At 74.7% G+C, this 18270-nt stretch carries 15 protein-coding genes; 8 read left to right on the forward strand and 7 right to left on the reverse strand.

What is annotated here, in order from left to right; all coding sequences use genetic code 11:
- Nucleotides 1-90: 90 nt before the first annotated feature.
- From PV682_RS40350 to PV682_RS40380, 7 genes are all read right to left on the reverse strand, one after another.
- Nucleotides 91-522 carry a Fur family transcriptional regulator gene (locus PV682_RS40350; RefSeq protein WP_407705822.1) on the reverse strand — a complete coding sequence of 144 codons (432 nt, stop codon included), beginning with the start codon at nt 520-522 and terminating at the stop codon, nt 91-93.
- 92 nt (nt 523-614) lie between these two features.
- Complete coding sequence (locus PV682_RS40355) at nt 615-926, reverse strand: ArsR/SmtB family transcription factor (RefSeq protein WP_055720305.1); 312 nt, start codon at nt 924-926, stop codon at nt 615-617.
- Between the two features lie 53 nt (nt 927-979).
- Nucleotides 980-1282: a hypothetical protein gene (locus PV682_RS40360; protein ID WP_319737425.1), complete on the reverse strand. Its 303-nt coding sequence runs from the start codon at nt 1280-1282 to the stop codon at nt 980-982.
- A gap of 207 nt (nt 1283-1489) precedes the next feature.
- Nucleotides 1490-2254, reverse strand: a complete 765-nt coding sequence (locus PV682_RS40365) for a class I SAM-dependent methyltransferase (protein ID WP_319737426.1) — start codon at nt 2252-2254, stop codon at nt 1490-1492.
- A 94-nt stretch (nt 2255-2348) separates the two neighbouring features.
- Entirely contained in the window at nt 2349-3557 is a 1209-nt protein-coding gene (locus tag PV682_RS40370) for an aminotransferase class V-fold PLP-dependent enzyme (RefSeq protein WP_319737427.1), read from the reverse strand.
- A gap of 5 nt (nt 3558-3562) precedes the next feature.
- Nucleotides 3563-4882 (reverse strand): pyridoxal-phosphate dependent enzyme, encoded by a 1320-nt coding sequence (locus PV682_RS40375; RefSeq protein ID WP_319737428.1) that lies wholly within the window; start codon nt 4880-4882, stop codon nt 3563-3565.
- A 7-nt stretch (nt 4883-4889) separates the two neighbouring features.
- The gene (locus tag PV682_RS40380) at nt 4890-6356 is read right to left on the reverse strand and encodes an alanine racemase (RefSeq protein ID WP_319737430.1); all 1467 of its coding nucleotides are present in this window, start codon (nt 6354-6356) and stop codon (nt 4890-4892) included.
- A gap of 238 nt (nt 6357-6594) precedes the next feature.
- Between PV682_RS40380 and PV682_RS40385 the strand changes: the two genes are divergently transcribed.
- From PV682_RS40385 to PV682_RS40420, 8 genes are all read left to right on the forward strand, one after another.
- Nucleotides 6595-8160 carry an ABC transporter substrate-binding protein gene (locus PV682_RS40385; RefSeq protein ID WP_319737432.1) on the forward strand — a complete coding sequence of 522 codons (1566 nt, stop codon included), beginning with the start codon at nt 6595-6597 and terminating at the stop codon, nt 8158-8160.
- Complete coding sequence (locus tag PV682_RS40390; protein ID WP_319737434.1) at nt 8157-9107, forward strand: ABC transporter permease; 951 nt, start codon at nt 8157-8159, stop codon at nt 9105-9107. The genes PV682_RS40385 and PV682_RS40390 overlap by 4 nt, the downstream gene beginning before the upstream one ends.
- Complete coding sequence (locus PV682_RS40395) at nt 9104-11557, forward strand: ABC transporter ATP-binding protein/permease (RefSeq protein WP_319737435.1); 2454 nt, start codon at nt 9104-9106, stop codon at nt 11555-11557. Before PV682_RS40390 ends, PV682_RS40395 begins: the two co-directional genes overlap by 4 nt.
- Before the next feature lie 15 nt (nt 11558-11572).
- On the forward strand, nt 11573-12238 hold the full coding sequence (locus PV682_RS40400; protein ID WP_055720490.1) for a TetR/AcrR family transcriptional regulator: 666 nt from the start codon (nt 11573-11575) through the stop codon (nt 12236-12238).
- Nucleotides 12239-12342: 104 nt separating this feature from the next.
- On the forward strand, nt 12343-13938 hold the full coding sequence (locus PV682_RS40405; protein WP_319737437.1) for an MFS transporter: 1596 nt from the start codon (nt 12343-12345) through the stop codon (nt 13936-13938).
- A complete protein-coding gene (locus tag PV682_RS40410; RefSeq protein WP_319737438.1) occupies nt 13925-14671 on the forward strand; it encodes a class I SAM-dependent methyltransferase in 747 nt (248 codons plus the stop codon). Before PV682_RS40405 ends, PV682_RS40410 begins: the two co-directional genes overlap by 14 nt.
- Nucleotides 14668-16467, forward strand: coding sequence for an ABC transporter ATP-binding protein (locus tag PV682_RS40415; protein ID WP_319737439.1), 1800 nt, complete (start codon nt 14668-14670; stop codon nt 16465-16467). The genes PV682_RS40410 and PV682_RS40415 overlap by 4 nt, the downstream gene beginning before the upstream one ends.
- Nucleotides 16464-18212, forward strand: coding sequence for an ABC transporter ATP-binding protein (locus tag PV682_RS40420; protein ID WP_319737440.1), 1749 nt, complete (start codon nt 16464-16466; stop codon nt 18210-18212). Before PV682_RS40415 ends, PV682_RS40420 begins: the two co-directional genes overlap by 4 nt.
- Nucleotides 18213-18270 lie beyond the last annotated feature (58 nt).

Raw genomic sequence — 18270 nt, forward strand, 5'->3', positions numbered from 1 at the left:
GCGAGCAAGTGGCCGGATCTGGGCCGGGCCGACATCAGGCTAGATGGCAATGAATGTCAAGACCACGAAACTGATCGTGCGATATGACAATCATTGCCAAGAATTGATGCTGCTCTTCGCTCCGCTGCCGTCGCCGGAAGGGTGGCACGTGGTGCAGATCCCGGTGAGTTCGACGGTGTGCTGCACTGCCGCGTAGCCGGTGGCGGCGGCCACCCGTCGCGCCCACTCCTCCACGACGTCGGAGTCCACGGGGCGGCTGCGTCCGCAGGTGCGGCACAGCAGGTAGTGGCGGTGGCCGTCGGCCGGGCGGATCCGGTAGAGGCGCTCGCCCGCTTCGTCGCGCACGACGTCCGCGCCGCCGGACGCCTCCAGGTCGCGCAGGGCGCGGTAGACCGTGGTCAGCCCGATCCGGACGCCGTCCTCGGTGAGCTGGTTGTGCAGTGCCTGGGCCGAGACGAAGTCGGGGCAGCCCGCGAGCGCGCGCATGACCGCTGTCCGCTGCCGGGTCTTTCGGCCGTCCACGGCAGGTCACCTCCCGGCGTTCGTGGACTCGTCATCCTCAAGTTAGATGAAAATGATATCCATGTCCATGTGAAGCCGGGCCGGACGCGGCGCTACTCCTGCGCGTGATGGATGGCGTCCAGGACGATGTGTGCCACGTGGTCGTCGGTGAGGGTGTACCGGGTCTCGCGGGCCTGGCGCCGGGCGGTGACGATGCGGGAGGTGCGCAGCACCCGCAGGTGCTGGGAGACCAGCGGCTGGCTCACTCCCAGGGCGTCCACCAGCTCGTGGACGTACTTCCCGCCGCCGGACAGCTCACGCACGATGCCGAGGCGCACCGGCGAGGCCAGCGCGCGCAGCAGTTCGCTGGCGGCCTGAAGGTCCGCGGCCGGCTCGCCCGCCGGGGGAGTGGGAATCGTCTCCATATGCGGACATTAGCATGTGGCAATAATTCCCGGCTCCCCCGTCACGGCACCGCTCAGTGGTCGTCCCAGTGCCCCTCGTGGGCGGCGTGGCGGTGGCCGTCGTGCACGTAGTCGGTGTGGTCGCCGTGCGGTACGGCGACGTGGCCGCAGCTGTCGCCGTGCTCGTGGTCGTGCCCCTCGTGGACGGCGTGCCCGGAGGTGGCGCACTCGTCGACGTGGTCGTCGTGGGTGCGGTGGAGGTGGCCGTCGTGGGCGTAGTCGGTGTGGTCGCCGTGCGGGATGGCGACGTGGCCGCAGGCGTCGCCGTGGGTGTGGGCGTGGCCGTCGTGGGTGCGGTGCTCGGTGGCGGTGGCCATGGTGGAACTCCTTGCTCGTGCTTGCGGGGTGCCCTGGGCTCTGCGTCCAGGCCGCGTATGGCGACATTAACATATAGCGATCCATGCATGTGTTGCGAGGGTCGGCCGCCGTTCGTCGCCTCTACGATCCTGCGCGCCGCAAGGTCATGACCGGACCAAACGGTGGCAATGGGTTGGGGAAAGCCCGGAGGGGCCAGGGGGTGGGCGTCAGCGGATGGCGACGACGACATGGCTGTCGCCGTACTGCCAGACCGTGCCGGCCTGCCCGAAGCCCGCCTGCCGCAGCAGCCGGACATGCGTGGCGGAGGACAGGGGCGCGGGCGGGGCCGTCCGGGCGCGGGCCTCGCGCTCGCGGCGTTCGGTGAGGAGGTCGGCCAGCTCGGGATCGCGCGCGACCGCCCGCCACCAGGAGGACCAGTCCTCGTGGGCGTGGGCCCGCCGCCGCGCCGCGTGCCGGCGCCCGACGTGCCCCGCCACCCCGGCGAGCCCGGGGGCGTCGGGCGGGAGGTGGTCGCCGTTGACGAGGACGCCGCCGGGCCGCAGGAGGGCCGCGACCCGGCGGTAGGTGAGCAGCAGCGCGTCCGCGTCCAGATAGTGCAGCGCCGTCGTCGACACGGCCGCGTCCAGCGGGCGCCCGAGGTCCAGGGCCTCGGTCCAGCCCGGCGCGCCGATGTCCGCGTCGACGTAGCGGGCCGCGTCGGAGTGGTGGGTGCGGGCCAGCTCCAGCAGCAGCGGGTCGCGGTCCACGGCCACGATGTCCGCGCCGGGCAGCCGCCGGGCCAGCCGGGCCGCGAGCGAGCCGGGACCGCAGCCCAGGTCGACGACGAGGGGCCGGCCCGGGCGGCCCGCGGTGATGTGCTCGACGACGTCGGCGATGACCGTGAAGCGCTCCTCACGGTCGACGGCGTACCGCTCCTGCTGGCGCTCCCAGCGCTCCACCCATCGCTCCGCCGTCGCCAGGCTCAGTCCCATCGGGTCGTGCCACCTTGCCGTCTCGCACCTGTCCGTGTCGGTCGCAGCAGAGGCTACAGGTGGAAACGGTTTCCATTCCTCTTCCCGGGCCGCGTCACGCGAGCGAGGCGAGGACGGTCAGCAACCGGTCGATCTCCTCGTCGGTGTTGTACACATGCAGGCTCACCCGGACCGAACCGGTCCGCTCGCCCGCGCTCCCCTGGCAGTGGTTGTCGGAGCGGACCATGAAGCCGTGGCTGAAGAGGATGAAGCCGAGGTCGCCGGAGTCGATGCCGCGGTGCCGGAAGGTGACGATGCCCTGGCGCCGCTGCACGGCCGTACCGGCGGCCAGACTGGCCTGGCAGCCGAGGACCTCGTAGCACTCCAGGGGGCGCAGCCCGTCGGTGAGGCGGGCGGCCAGGGCCACCGTCCACCGCTCGATCCGGTCGGTGCCCGCCGCGTCCAGCCAGTCCAGCGCGCAGGCCAGCGAGGCGATGCCGGCGGTGTTGGGGGTGCCGGCCCAGCCGCCCGGCGTGAAGGCGGGACCGCGCGCCTGGCGGGCCCAGACCGCTCCGGTGCCGGGCAGGGCCAGGGCCTTGTGCCCGGAGAAGGCGACGAAGTCGACGTCCAGAGAGGCCACGGACACCGGCAGATGGCCGACGCTCTGGGCGGCGTCCAGACAGATCACGGCCTGCGGGCCGACCGCCTCGCGCAGGCGGTGCACGTTCATGTTCCCGCCGTACACGTGATGGACGTGGGTGGCGGCGACGAACCGGGTGCGCGGACCCGCCAGGGCGGCCAGGGCGGTGTGGTCGTAGTCGCCGGAGGCGCGCTGGTAGGGCATCGGGCGGACGTGGACGCGCACCCCCTGGCCGGCCAGCAGCTGCTGAGCCTCAAGCCAGGGGGCGATGTTGGCCTGGTGGTCGGCGACCGGGACGACCATCTCGTCGCCGTCGGCGAGGAACGAGGGGAGCCAGTCGCGGGCGATGGTGCGCAGGCCCTCGGTGGTGCCGCTGGTGAAGTGGACGGCCGACCGCTGCGGGGCCGGGTCGGCGAGGAACCGCCCGATCCGGTCGCGGGCCTGCTCGACCAGGTCCGTGGTCCGGTTGGCCCACGGGTAGGTGCCGCGCCCGGCGTTGGCGTTGGACGTGGTGAGGTAGGTCTGGACGGCGTCCAGCACGGCCCGCGGCTTCTGGGCGGTGGCCGAGCTGTCCAGGTAGGCCAGCTCCGGATGTCCGGTGATGATCGGGAACTGGGCGCGCAGCCCGCGCTGCCACTCCCGCAGTTCGTCGGTGAGGCCCGGGCCCTCGGTCGTCGTGGTCATGGCGCTCAGTCCCGCACCAGGGGCGCGCCCGCGTCCCGCCAGGCGATGATGCCGCCGGTGAGGCTGCGGACGTCCGGGTGGCCCATGCGGGTCAGCAGGGCGGCGTAGCGGGCGGACTTCTCGCCGACCGGGCAGGCCAGCAGCACCGGCCGGCTGCGGCTGAAGGGCAGGCCGCCGCGCAGGAGTTCCCCGAAGACCTCGTCGACGATGTTGACCGATCCGTCGATGTGCAGCGCGGCGTACGCGAAGGGGCTGCGCAGGTCGACCACCAGGGGCTCGCCGGAGGCGATCCAGGTCCGGGCGTCGGCGACGCCGATGGCCGGGGCCGTGCGTATCTCGGCGTCGGTCAGGTCGGCCGGGGAGTTCGCGCGGCGCGGGCGCCCGAACAGGTCGGGGCGCCGGTCGCGGACGTAGCTCAGGTAGCTCTCGACGCGGTCGCAGACGATGAACACCGCCGACCGGCGCTCCGTCAGACCGCTGTCGACCGCGCGCAGCCGCCGTACGGCGCCGAAGTAGGCGGCTCCTCCGGTGGGGCCCGCGAGGATGCCGCAGCGGCGGTTGAGGGTCAGCATTCCCTCGATCGCCTCGTCGGAGGTGACGGCTTCGATCGTGTCGTAGGTGCCGGGGTCGAACAGGCCGACCTCGTGGGCCTCGTCGAGGGTGCGGATGCCGGGGACGAAGTCCGACTTGGCCGCGACCAGGCCGAGGACCTGGACCGAGGGGTCGTTGTCGCGCAGGACGCGGGCGACGCCCGTGGAGGAGCCGGCGGTGCCGACGCAGGCGATGAACCAGTCCGGGGCGCGGCCGTCCAGGTCCTTGAGGATCTCCGGGCCGGTGCCGGTGACGTGGGCCTCGGTGTTGCGGGGGTTGAAGTACTGGTCGGTGTGCAGGTAGGCGCCGCCCTGCTCGGTCAGCGTCCGGTGGAAGAGGGTCAGCGGGTCGTCGGTGGCGGTCGGGTCCAGGCATTCGCTCTGTCCCGGCAGTTCCTCGATCTGTGCGCCGAGCAGGAGCAGCAGGTCCTTGACCTCCGGGATGCGCATCCGGTTGGTGACGCTCTTGAACGTCAGACCGTGCATGCCCGCGAGCACGGCGAGCGCCTTGGCGGTGTTGCCGCTGGACAGCTCGACGACCTGGCTGCCGCGTTCGGCCGCCACGGCCAGGTGCGGGCGGGCCATGCTCCAGGCGGCCCGGTCCTTGACCGACCCGAAGGGGTTGAGCAGCTCCAGCTTGGCGTACAGGTCGATGTGCGTCAGGCCGTGCACGGCCGGGTCGATGCGCACCAGTGGGGTGTTGCCGATGGCCTCGGTGATGCTTTCGTACCTCACTCTGCGCTCACTCCGCTTCTCCCACGGGGATGGTCGGCCAGTACTGATCGTCCAGGCACCAGCGCCACGAGCCGCCGTCCTGCCAGACCGCGACCTTGCGGGCGGCGGGCTGCTGCTGGGCGCGGGTGGCGTGGAAGTCCATGCAGTAGGCGGCGGTGTTGACGAAGGCCAGCAGGTCGCCCGGCGCGGGGCGGCGGGGCAGGAAGACCGTGCGGCGCGTGATCAGGTCGCTCTCCAAGCACAGGCTGCCGAAGAGGTGGACCGCGACCGGCCGGTCCTCGCCGCGCCCTGGCGCCCGGGGGACGAGGAGGGGGTCCATCAGGACGCCGTGCTCCTCCAGGCCCACGTCGTCGGCCTTCGCCGCCAGCCGGACGTGGAGCACGCCGTCCGGCTCCTGGTCGCGCACCTCCAGGACCTTCGTGAGGGTCAGCCCGCACTGGTCCAGCAGGGCCCGGCCGGGTTCGGTGTACACGTCGTACAGGTGCTCCACCAGCAGCTCCCCCAGCGGGCGGCTGCCCAGGGACGGCGCCGGACGCCGCAGCAGCTGGTCGAGGTAGCGGGCTCCGGCGGCCGGCCGGTGGGCGGGGTAGAGGCCGAGGGCGCCGCGCAGCGTGCCGGACTCGTTGCGCAGGCCGTAGCCGTGCCCGCCCCAGGTCAGGGGCGGGCGGGTGCCCAGGACGGACGCCGTCAGCTCGGTCGTGTACCGCTCCCACTGCCCGCCGTCGGCGAGGTAGTCGAGGCCGAAGCCGCCGCCGAGGTCCACGGCGCGGGGCCGCATCCCGCGCCCGCGGCACTCCTCCAGGGCCCGCAGGCAGCCTTCGAGCGCGGTCGCCTTCTCGTCGGCGCTCGTGGTGTCCAGGTGGTACGCCGTCCCCACCAGGTCGACCGCGTCGCCGTGCCGTTCGACGCGGTCCAGCAGCCGGCCGAGCTCGGCCGCGGGCGTACCGAACCGGCTGCGCCGGCTCAGGACCTTGACGCCGGTCGCCTCGAAGCCCGACAGGCGCAGCAGGACCGGAACCCTGGGGAGCGCGTGCTTGCGCACGAGCGTGGCGAGCTGCTCCAGCTCGGAGCGGCTGTCGACGCCGACCGTGACCGAGGTGCGGGCGGCCAGCCACAGGAACTCCGGGTTCTTCGGGCCGGTGGCGAGGATCCGGCCGGGGGTGAAACCGGCGCCGAGCGCGTGCTGGAGCTCGCTCAGGGAGGCGACGTCCACGCCGCCGTCCGTGGCGGCCAGCCGCCGCAGCAGGGCACTGGACCGGGCGGCCTTGTGCGCGAAGAACACCTGGCCGGAGAGGTGGTGCGCGCCGTACACCGACCGGAACCGGTCGAGGTTCGCCGCGATCTGGTCGGGGACCACCACGTGCAGCGGGGACCCGAGCGCGTCGGTGAGCGTGTGCGCCAGAGCGGGGGAGTCCAGCAGCGAGCCGAGCCGCGGGCCCAGCCGCGGCGCGAGGTACAAGGGACGCCCGTCCATGCCCAGCCCCCTTTGCCCGCATGCCAGACCGGCACCCCGGATACGCCCCACCGCTCCCCGGGTTCGCCGTATAGCCCTTTTCCATTCCTCAGCCGCTTTACGCCTGGTACCGCCACTGCTGTGTCGGTACGCGGGGGCCCGGTGCCCGGCCGGGAGTCGTGTCCCGCTCGTTATTGAAAATGATTGTCGTCACGGGTAGGTTCGTTTACGTCGTATACCCACGGGAGAGGGAACCGGAGTGATAACTCGGCGTGCCGCGTTGCGCGGCGTCGCGGGAGGGGCGGTGGCGGTGACCGCCGCCGGAGCGCTGGCGGCCTGCGGAGGCGGGAGCGACCAGCAGCCCGCCGCGAAGGCGCCCGCCACCCCCCGCAAGGGCGGAAAGCTGCGGGCGGCGTTCATCGGCGGCAGCACGGAGTCCACCGACCCCACGCTCGCCGCGGGCGTCGGCATCGACTACGTACGAGCCCGCGTCGTCTGGGACGCCCTCGGCGAACTCGACGGCGGCAAACCGGTGTGGCGGCTCGCGCAGAGCGTCGAACCCAACGCCGACGCCACGCAGTGGACCGTACGGATCAGGAAGGGCGTCACCTTCAGCGACGGACGCGCGCTCACCGCGAAGGACGTGCTGTTCAGCCTCCGCACGCTGATCGCGAAGCGCAGCCCGCAGGCCGGGTTCATCGCGCACCTCGACCTGAACAAGGCGCGCGCCCGGGACACCTGGACGCTCGAACTGCCCCTCACCATGGCGGACGGGTTCTTCGACCTCGCCCTCGCGCACTCGATGTTCGTCTTCCCCGACGGCACCAAGGACCTCGCCAAGGCGGTGGGCAGCGGACCGTACGTCGTCAAGGAGTGGCAGGCCGGACGCAGCAGCCTCCTCGTGCCCCGGGCCGACTACTGGGACGCCGGCCACGGCGGCCCCTACCTCGACGAGCTGGAGCTGATCCCCGTCACCGACGCGGCGGCACGGCTCAGCGGCCTCAAGGCGGGCCAGTTCGACTACGCCGGCGGGCTCGCCCTGACCGCGCTGCGCACCGAACGCGGCAACAGCGCCCTGCGCCTCGACATCCCGCCCAAGGACCTGTGGGTCGACCTCAGCCTGCCCATGAACCTCGGGCTGAAGCCGTTCACCGACCCCCGCGTCGTCCGCGCCGTGAAACTCGCCCTCGACCGCGCCTCCCTGGTCCGCACGGTCACCCTCGGCCAGGGCGAGACGGGCAACGACCTCGTGGGCGCCCACCAGCCCTACTACGACACCGGCATCGCGCAGACCGCCTACGACCCCGAGCAGGCCCGCAGGCTCCTCAAGGACGCCGGACAGGAAGGGCTCGCCGTCCGTATCCGCACCTCCGACTACGACTACGGCACCGAGGAGAGCGCCACCGCGATGGTGCCGATGCTGGCGAAGGCCGGCATCACGGCGACGCTCGACAAGGTGCCCGCCGCCGACTACTACAGCGACTTCAAGACGATCCTCGCCACCCCCGTCCAGACCGCCGCCTACCACCCCAACCCGCTGCCGCTGGCGATCCGCACCTACTACGGCTCGACGGCCTCCTTCCCGCTCACCGGCACCAAGGACGCCCCCGCGCTCGACCCGCTGATCGCCGCCATGAACCGGGCGACCCGGGATCAGGAGCGGCGCACACGGGTCGCCGACGTGCTGGAGCACCTCCACGAACACGGCGGAGACGCCCTGTTCGCGCGCGTGCCGACCGTGTCGGGCTCGGCCGCGACAGCACACGGGGTCACGCCGCGCGGCTACGCGGACTTCCCCAGCCTGCGGGACGCGTTCGTCGAATGAGCACCACAGGCCGCCTGGGCCGGATCGGCGGGGCGCTGCTCGTCCTGGGCGCCGTGTCGGTGCTGGTGTTCGCCGCCACCGAGGCCGCCCCCGGCGACGCGGCCACCGCCCGGCTCGGCCCCCAGGCCACCCCGGCCTCCGTCGCCGCGCTGCGCGAACAGCTCGGCCTGGAGCGGCCCGCGCCCGTGCGGTACCTCGACTGGCTCGGGCACGCCGTCCGCGGCGACTTCGGCACGAGCTACGCCAACGGCCGCCCGGTCGCCGAGCTGATCGCCGACCGGTTCGGCAACTCCCTCGTCCTCGGCCTCGCCGCCACGGCCGTGCTCGTGCCGCTCGCCGTCGGGCTCGGCCTGTGGGCGGGGCTGCGGGCCGGGCGGCGCGGCGACCGGATCGTCTCCGGCGGCGCGCTCGCCCTGGCCGCCGTACCGGAGTTCGTCACCGGCGCCCTGCTGATGGCCGTGTTCGCCGCCGGGCTCGGCTGGCTGCCCGCGGTGTCCCTGCTCGGCGCCGGACAAGGGCCGCTCGACCGGCCCGCCGTGCTCGTCCTGCCGGTGCTCACCCTCGTCTCGGTGGGCCTGGCGCAGAACCTGCGGCTCGTGCGGGCCGGGGTCGCCGAGGCCGCCCGCTCCCCGGCGGTCGACGCGGCACGCCTCAACGGGGTGCCCGAGCACCGGGTCGCCCTGCGCTACGTCCTGCCCGCCGGACTCGGCCCCGCCGTTCCGACGCTCGCCCGCTCCGTCGCCTACCTGCTGGGCGGGGCGCTGGTCGCGGAGTCCCTCTTCGGCTACCCCGGGCTCGCCGCACTCCTGGTCGACGCCACGGCCGCCCGGGACGTCCCCGTCGTCCAGGCCGTGGCCCTGCTCGGCGCCGCCGTCGCGGTCACCGCGAACCTCGCCGCCGACCTGCTGGTCCCGCTCCTCGACCCCGTGCAGAGGCACCCGCGATGACCCTCACCTCCGAGCGCCCGCCGCAGACGGCCACCCCCGCAGGCGCACCGCAGCGCCGGCGGTGGCGCGGACGCGCCGCGCTCGCCGTCCTGCTCCTCGTCGTCGCCGTCGCCCTCCTCGGCCCCCTGTTCGCGCCGCACGCCGTCACCGACCCCGTGGACATCCCCTACGCCCCCGGCAGCGCCCGCGCCCCCCTGGGAACCGACCGGCTCGGCTCCGACGTGCTCAGCCGCGTCCTGTCCGGCGGCCGTGCGCTCCTGCTCGACGCCCTCGCGGTCACGGCCGCGGTCTGCGCCCTCGCCGCGCTGGCCGGCACCACCGCCGCCTGGCACAAGGGCTGGACCGACACCCTGGTCCTGCGCGTCGCCGACGTCCTGCTCGGTATGCCCGCCTTCCTGCTGCTGAGCGTGGTCGTCGTGGCCACCGGACGCGGCCCGTGGGGCGTCGCGCTCGCCACCGGGCTCGTCCTGCTGCCCGACAGCGTCCGCGTGGTGCGGGCCGCGACGCTGCGGATCCTGGCCCAGGACTACGTGGAGGCCGCCGTCGCACGGGGCGAGCGCACGGCGAGCGTGCTGGGCCGCGAGGTGCTGCCCAACCTCGCCCCCGTCCTCGCCGCCGACGCCGGAGTCCGCTTCCTCGGCGCGGTCACCGTCCTCGCCACCGCCGCCTTCCTCGGCTACGGCGCCCAGCCCCCGGCCGCCGACTGGGGCCTGATGGTGCTGGAGAACCGCGACGGCCTCACCCTGCAACCCCTCGCGGTGCTCGCCCCGGCCGCCCTCCTCCTCGTCCTCCTGCTCGCCACCAACCTCCTGCTGGACGCGGCCTTCCCCGGACCGGCCCAGGCACGGACGGCACGCCGCCGCCGTACGGCCGCCCCGGCGGCCGGCGACGCCCCGGACCCGGACGCCCTGCTCTCCGTACGAGGGCTGCGCGTGGAGAGCGAGACCGGGCAGCCCGTGCTGGACGGCGTCGACCTCGACCTCGCCCCCGGTGAACTCCTCGCCGTCGTGGGGGAGTCGGGCAGCGGCAAGAGCACCCTCGTCCTCGCCGCCCTCGGACGGATCACGCCGGGACTGCGGCACACCGCGGGCGAGGTACGGCTCGACGGGCACCCCGCGCTGGCGCTCGACGAGCGGCGCCTGCGACGGCTGCGCGCGGCCGTGTGCGGCTACGTCGCCCAGGACCCGCGCACCGCCCTCGCCCCGCACCTGCGGATCGACGCGCAGATCACCGAGGTGCTGCGGGCCCGCGGCGTCCCCAGGGCGCAGTGGCCGCAGCGCACCGGACGGGCCCTGCGGCTCGCCGGACTCGACCGGCCCTCGGAGATCCTGCGCCGCCGGCCCCACCAGCTCTCCGGAGGCCAGCGGCAGCGGGCCGCGCTCGCCGTCGCCCTCGCCGTGGAACCGCGCCTGCTGGTCCTGGACGAGCCGACCAGCGCGCTCGACACCGTCACCTCGGCGGCCTTCCTCGCCGACCTGACCCGGCTGCGCCACGAGACCGGCACGGCCGTCCTGCTCGTCTCCCACGACCTCGGCGCGGTGGCCGCCGTCGCCGACCGGGTGGCCGTCATGGACGGCGGCAGGATCGTGGAACTCGGCCCGGCGGACACCGTCCTGAGGCAACCGGCCGCCGCACCCGCACCGGCAGCCCCCACCCCGACGGACCCGGCACCAGGAACCCTCCTCAGCGCCACCGGCCTCACCCTCACCCGCCGCCACGCCTCCGTCCTCGACGACGTGTCCCTCGAACTCGGACCCGGCGACTGCCTCTCCGTCGTCGGCCCCTCCGGCTGCGGCAAGACGACCCTGCTGCGCTGCCTCGCCGGGCTCGACACCCCCACCGGGGGCGGGATCCGGCTGCACGGCGAGACCTGCGCACCCGACGTACGCGACCGCGACCCCCGGCAACGGCGGGCGCTACAGCTCGTCCCCCAGGACCCCTACGCCTCGCTCAACCCGCGCCACACCGTCGCCGCCATCGTCGGCCGCCCCCTCGTGCTGCGCGCCGGCCTCCCCGCCGGCCGGCGGCAGGCCGAGGTGGCGCGGCTGCTGGCACAGGTGGGCCTCGACCCGGCGCTGGCCACCCGGCTGCCCGGCGCGCTCTCCGGCGGCCAGCGGCAGCGCGTCGCCCTGGCGCGGGCGCTCGCCGCCGACCCCGAGGTGCTGCTCTGCGACGAGGTGACCAGCGCGCTGGACCCGTCCGTGGCGGCCGGAGTCGTCGAGCTGATCGCACGCCTGCGGGAGCGGGAGGGGCTCGCCGTCGTCATGGTCACCCACGACCTGTCGGTCGCCGCTCGCCTCGGCGGCCGGGTGGCCGTACTGCACGACGGCCGCATTCGCGAGACGGGACCGGCCGCCCGGGTGCTGAGCCGGCCCGAGCACGACGTGACCCGCGCCCTGGTGGCGGCCATGCCCGGCGCCAGGGCCCGGGGAGAGGACGCGACGCGGTGACTCTAGGGTGGCGGTATGCCGAGCAGGACGACCGACAGCGACGGGACACGCCCCGGGACGGGCAAGCGGCGCTCCCCGCTGAGCCGGGCGACCGTCGTGGCCACCGGCCGGCGGCTGGCCCGCGACGAGGGGCTGGCGGCCGTCACCCTGCGCGCGGTGGCGGCCGAACTCGGTGTGACGGCCATGGCGCTGTACCGGCACGTGGGCGAGAAGCGCGAGCTGCTGGTCGCCATGCTGGACGACGTGGCCGAGGAGCTGGTGATCGAGGACGGCCCCGGCTCCCCGTCCGACCGCCTGGTGCTGGCCTTCCGTTCCCTGCACGACCATCTGACGGCGGAGCCGTGGGTGGCGGAGGTCCTCAGGGGCGGCGACCTGTTCGGGCCGGCCGCCGCGCGCTTCGTCGAGCATGTCCTCGCCCTGCTGGCGGAGGCCGGGCTCGACGAGGAGCAGGCCGCCGACGCCTACTGGGCGCTGTGGTGGTACACCTTCGGCCACCTGTCGTACCTGCCCGCGCTGGGGCCCGAGGGCCGCCCCGCCCGGCATGAGCTGATGACCCGAGTCCGGATGGACGACCATCCCCGACTGGCCCGGATGCTGTCCCGGCCGCCGCGCGAGGGCGCGGCACAGGACGCGTTCGTGCCCGGTCTGAAGGCCCTCCTGCGGGGCCTGCCGGCGGACTGACTCCGGCGCCCCACCCCGGGCGCGAAGCCACAGCACCGCGTCGTGCGGCGCTGCCGTCCGCCCGTCCGTATACGTCGTATACCCATGTCTTCGAGGGGTTTCCCATGACCCAGGACGCACGCCCGCGACCGCCGGCCGAGACCGCCCCGGCGGCCGGCGGCGGCTGGCTGCTCGCCATGACGTCACTGGCCGCCGTGCTGATGACGCTGGACATCACCGTCGTCAACGTCGCGCTGCCCGAGGTGGCCGCCGACCTCGACGCCGGACTCACCGGACTGCAATGGGTGGTGAACGCCTACACCCTCGTCTTCGCCGCCCTCCTGCTGCCCGCCGGATCGCTCTCCGACCGCATAGGCCGCCGCCGGCTGTTCCTGACCGGCGTCGCCGTCTTCACCGCCGCCTCCGCGGGCTGCGGCGCGGCCCCCGGCGTCGGCACGCTGATCGCCTGCCGCGCCCTCCAGGGCCTGGGCGGCGCACTGGTGATGTCCACCGCGCTCGCCCTGATCGCCGGAGCCTACGAGGGCCGGCGCCGCCAGTCGGCCATCGGCATGTTCTCCGCGGCGGGCGGCGCCGCAGCCGCCCTCGGCCCGCTGGTCGGGGGCGCCGTCGTCGAGGGCCTCGACTGGCGGTGGATCTTCTACGTCAACCTGCCGGTCGGCGTCCTCATCGTGCTCGGCACCGTCCTGCGGGTGCCCCGCGACGACCGCGCGGGCCGGCTCCCGCGCCCCGAGGGGCGGTTCGACCTCGTCGGGCTGCTGCTGGCCGCCGGGTCGCTGCTCGGCCTCAACTACGGCCTGGTGACCGGCCCCGAGCACGGCTGGACGTCCCCCTCCGCGCTGCTCCCGCTCGTCGGCGGGGCCCTGCTCATCGCCGGGTTCGTGGCGTGGGAGACCCGGCAGCGGGACAACGCCCTGTTCGACGTACGGCTGCTGCGGGTGCCGTCGTTCAGCGGGGCGATCGTGCTCAGCTTCGTCTGCCGGGTGGTCAGCTTCGGCATCCTGCCCTACCTCATCCTCTGGCTGTCCGGCATGCTCGGCCACGGCCCGCTCGGCACCGGGCTGCGGCTGCTGGCGATGACCGCGTTCATCATGCTGGTCGCCCCCTTCAGCGGGCTGCTCCTCAAAGTGCTGCCCACCCGGGGCGTCATGGCCCTCGGCACCGGGATCACCGCGGCCGGCCTGCTCACCATGGCCCGGGTCGGACCCGACGACTCCTGGCTCGTGATGCTGCCGGGCCTGGTGCTGCTCGGCATCGGCGGGGCGATCGCCTTCCCGCCGCTGATGGGCATCGCCGTCGGCGTCGTACCGCCCGAGCGGGCCGGGATGGCCTCCGGGATGACCAACACCTTCTTCCCGCTCGGCACGGCGACCGGTGTGGCCGCCTTCGGCGCGGTGTTCGGCACCCGTATCGACCACGACCTCGACGACGCCAAGCTCGCCGCCCTGCACGTCCCCGAGGGGATGCGCCAGCAGGTCCGGGACTCCGTGGCCGCCGGCCAGTTCGGGCAGCTCGAACGCGCGCTGCCCGCCGGGGCCCGCGAACCCGTCCTGGACGCGGCCCGCTCCGCGCTCACCGCGGGACTCGCCACGATCCTCGTCGCGGCGGCCGTGATCAGCCTCCTGGCAGCCCTCGCCTCCTGGACCCTCATCCGCGACCAGGACCAGCTGACCGCCCCGGAGCAGGCCGATGTCCCTGCCTGACACCGGCCACGACCTGTACGGCGGCGCCGCCGAGTTCTACGACCTCCTGGCGGGCCCCACCTGGGCCCGGCTCGGCCCCCTCCTGCGCCGCGCCCTCGACGGCGCCGACCCGGCGGACGGCCCCCTGCTCGACCTCGGCGCCGGCACCGGCCTGTCCACCGAGGCCGCCGCCGACGCCGTCCCCGGGTCCCGCATCCTCGCCGTCGAGCCCTCCGCCGCCATGCGCGTCGCCCTCGCCACCCGGCTCGCCTGCCGGCCCGCACTCGCCGCACGCGTCACCGTCACCGCCGGCACGCTCCCCGACGTACGGCTACCGGACCGCCTGTGCGCGGCCGTCGTCCTCGGCGTCGTCGGCCACCTCGGCCCCGGCGAACGCGCCGCCCTGTGGCGGAAGCTGGCCGAACGGCTGCCGCCGGGCGCCCCCGTCGTCGTCGACGTCCTCGACCGCACCGCGCCCCCGACCCGCGCCCCGCTGCGGCTGGCGACCCGCCGCGTGGGCGACCTGCTCTACGAGTCGTGGAGCGAGGGCGCCGACGACGGCTGGACGCTCACCTACCGCGTCCGCGACGGCGAGACGGTCGTCCGCGAACACGCCGTCCCCCTGCCCTGGTCCGGCATCGGCATCGATGCCCTCGCCGGGGAAGCGGCGGCGGCCGGGCTCGCCTGCACCCCGCTCGCCACCGACTTCGCGGTACTCCGCCCCACCCACCCGACCCGAGAGGAACACCCATGACCGGCGCGGCCCTCGCCGACCCGCGAGAGGGCACCCCCGACACCCTCCCCGCCCCCACGACCCCGGCGAAACCGCCGGGACTCGGCGAACTCATCGCCCCCGTACGCGGACGCCTCACCGCCGCGATCCTCGCCCAGACCGCCGCGTCGGTCTGCTCGATGATCCCGTTCATCGCCGTCGCCGAACTGGCCCGCGCCCTCCTGGCGTCCGGCGGCCCCGACGAAGGCCGCGCCTGGGCCGCCGCCTGGACCGCCGTCGGCGCCCTCGTCGCCCGGCTCGTCCTGTACGCCGTCGCCGGAGTCCTCACCCACCACGCCGACGCCGACCTCCAGCTCGACCTGCGCCGCCGGCTCGCCCGCCACCTCGGGCGCGTACCGCTCGGCTGGTTCACCGACAACAGCTCGGGCGAGGTCAAGAAGGCCGCCGCCGACGACATCTCCACGCTGCACCACCTGGTCGCGCACACCGCGCTGGAGGTCACCACCGCGCTCGTCGCCCCGCTCACCGCCCTCGCCTACCTCCTGACCGTGGACTGGCGGCTCGCCCTCATCGCGCTCCTGCCCCTCTTGCTCGGCGCCCACTTCCTCAAACAGGCCATGTCCGGCGGCGAGGAGGTCACCGCACGCTTCTTCGGCTCCATGGGCGCCGTCAACGCCGCCGTCGTCGAACTCGTCCACGGCATCACCGTCATCAAGGCGTACGGCCGCACCTCCCGCGCCCACCGCGCCTACGACGACGCCGCCGACAGCTTCGCCGTCTTCTTCCGCGACTGGATCATGAGCACCACCCGGGCCAGCACCCGCGCCGCGCTCGCCCTCTCCGGCCCCGCCGCGCTGCTCCTCGCCACCGCCACCGGCACCCTCTTCGTCACCCAGGGCTGGGCCGAGCCCGTCGACCTCGTGCCGTTCGTCCTGCTCGGACCGGCCATCACCGGCTCCGTCCTGGGGCTCGCCCAGTCCGGGCACGCCGTCCAGGGCGGCGTGCAGAGCGCCCGCCGGCTCCACACGCTGCTGGCCGTCCCCCCGCTGCCGCAGGCGGCCGAGCCCAAGGCGCCGGGCGCGGACGGCCGGGTCGAACTGGAGGGCGTGAGCTTCAGCTACGACGGCACGACCGAGGTCCTCGGCGGCATCGACCTGACCCTGCGCCCCGGCACCGTCACCGCCCTGGTCGGCGCCTCCGGCTCGGGCAAGTCCACGCTCGCCCGGCTCGTGCCCCGTTTCTGGGACCCCACCGCCGGCACGGTCCGCGTCGGCGGCACGGACGTCCGCGACCTCGCCCCCGCCGACCTGTACCGGCAGGTGTCCTTCGTCTTCCAGGAACCGCACCTGCTGCGCACGACCGTCCGCGACAACATCCGGCTCGGCCGGCCCGACGCCGACGACACGGCCGTCGAGAGGGCCGCGCGCGCCGCGCACGTCCACGACCGGATCACCGCACTGCCGCGCGGCTACGACTCGATCATCGGCGAGGACGCCGTCCTGTCCGGCGGCGAGGCTCAGCGCCTCTCCGTGGCGCGGGCGCTGCTGGCCGACGCGCCCGTCCTCGTCCTCGACGAGGCGACCTCCTTCGCCGACCCCGAGTCCGAGGCCGCCGTCCAGCAGGCCCTGTCCGCGCTCGCCGCCGGCCGCACCCTGCTGGTGATCGCCCACCGGCTGGCGACCGTACGGGACGCCGACCACATCGTCGTCCTCGACGGCGGACGCATCGCGGAACAGGGCACCCACACCGAACTACTCGACCTGGACGGCCGCTACGCACACCTGTGGGCCCTCCAGCAGAAGGGAACCGCGCGATGACCGCGCTGCTGACCCGCGTCCTGGGCCACGAACGGACCGAGGGGCTGCGGCGCGTCATGCTCTGGGCCGTCCTCGCCGCCGTCCTCCAAGGCGCCGCCTACGCCCTCCTGGTCCCGCTGCTGACCCGGCTCCTGGGCGCCGAGCCCGCTGACGCGTGGCCCTGGGCCGGCGCCCTCGCCGCGGCCACCGCCGCCTACGGGGCCGCCGCCTTCGCCGCGACCGTGCGGGGCAACCGCTTCAGCGCGGACCTCGGACGCCACCTGCACCGCCGGATCGGCGACCACGTCGTCGCCCTGCCCCTGGGCTGGTTCGGCGGCGAACGCACCGGCGCGCTCGGCGAACTGGCGGGACAGGGCGTCGTCCAGGTGATGAACGCCGCCGCGAACCTGCTGCGCCCGCTGTGCAACGCCCTCGTCACCCCGGCCGTGGTCGTCCTCGCCACGCTCGCCTACGACTGGCGGCTCGCCCTGGCCATGCTGGCGGCGGCACCGGTCGCCGCGGGCGCCTACCGCTGGTCCGGGCGGCTGATCGGCCGCGTCGACCGGCAGACGCACGCCGCCGCCGTCGAGACCGCCGACCGGCTGGTGGAGTTCGCCCGCCACCAGCCCGCGCTGCGCGCCTTCGGGCGGACCGCCGAGGACCACGAACTCCTCGACGCCGCCCTGCGCGAGCAGCGCGCGAAGGCCCGCGCGGCCGTCCGCACCGGCGTCCCCGGCATCGCCGGCTTCGCGCTCGCCGTGCAGCTGTGCTTCACCTGCGTCCTGGTCCTCGGCACGGCCCTCGCCCTCGACGGCTCGGTCGGCGCGGGCGAGCTGATCGCCGTGCTCGTGCTCGCCGTGCGGTTCGTCGAACCCATGGGCGCGGCGGCCGAGCTGGGCGGGGCGCTGCGGGTCGCCCGCGGCACCCTGGAACGCCTGGACGCCGTCCTGGCCACCGCCCCGCTGCCCCAGCCGGCGGCCGGAGCGCCGCTGCCCGAGGAGCCCGGCGGCTCCTGCGGCATCGAACTCGACGCCGTCTCCTTCGGCTACGAGGACGGGCGCACGGTCCTCGACGGATGCGACCTGCGCGTCCCGGCCGGGCACACCGTGGCCCTGGTCGGGCCCTCCGGCTCCGGCAAGACGACGGTGACCCGGCTGATCGCCCGCTTCTGGGACGCCGGCTCGGGCACGGTCCGCGTCGGCGGCACGGACGTCCGCGACCTGACGACGGACCAGCTGATGTCCCGGCTGGCCATGGTCTTCCAGGACGTGTACCTCTTCGCCGGCTCCATCGAGGACAACATCCGCGCGGGGCGCGAGGACGCCACCGACGAGGAGGTGCGGGCCGCCGGCCGGCTCGCCCGCGTCGACGAGATCGCCGAGCGGCTCCCGGACGGCTGGGCCGCCCGCGTCGGCGAGGGCGGCGCGGCCCTCTCCGGCGGCGAACGGCAGCGGATCTCCATCGCCCGGGCCCTCCTCAAGCGGGCCCCGGTCGTCCTGCTCGACGAGGCGACCTCCGCCCTCGACGCCGAGAACGAGGCCGCCGTCCAGGACGCCCTGGCCGCGCTCACCGCCGACCGCACGGTCCTGGTCGTCGCCCACCGCCTCGACACCGTGCGCGGCGCCGACCTGATCGCCTTCCTGGACGGCGGGCGGATCGTGGAGCAGGGCACGCACGAGGAGCTGATGGCGCTCGGGGGACGGTACGCGGGGTTCTGGCGGGAGCGGGAACAGGCGCGGGGGTGGAGGCTGGCGGCACGGTCCTGAGCGCCTCCGGCGCTGAGAGGCGCTGAGAGGCGCTGTGAGGAAAAAAGGGGCGGGCGGC

Origin of the sequence: Streptomyces niveiscabiei (assembly GCF_033794345.1) — a bacterium.
Lineage (GTDB): Bacteria > Actinomycetota > Actinomycetes > Streptomycetales > Streptomycetaceae > Streptomyces > Streptomyces niveiscabiei.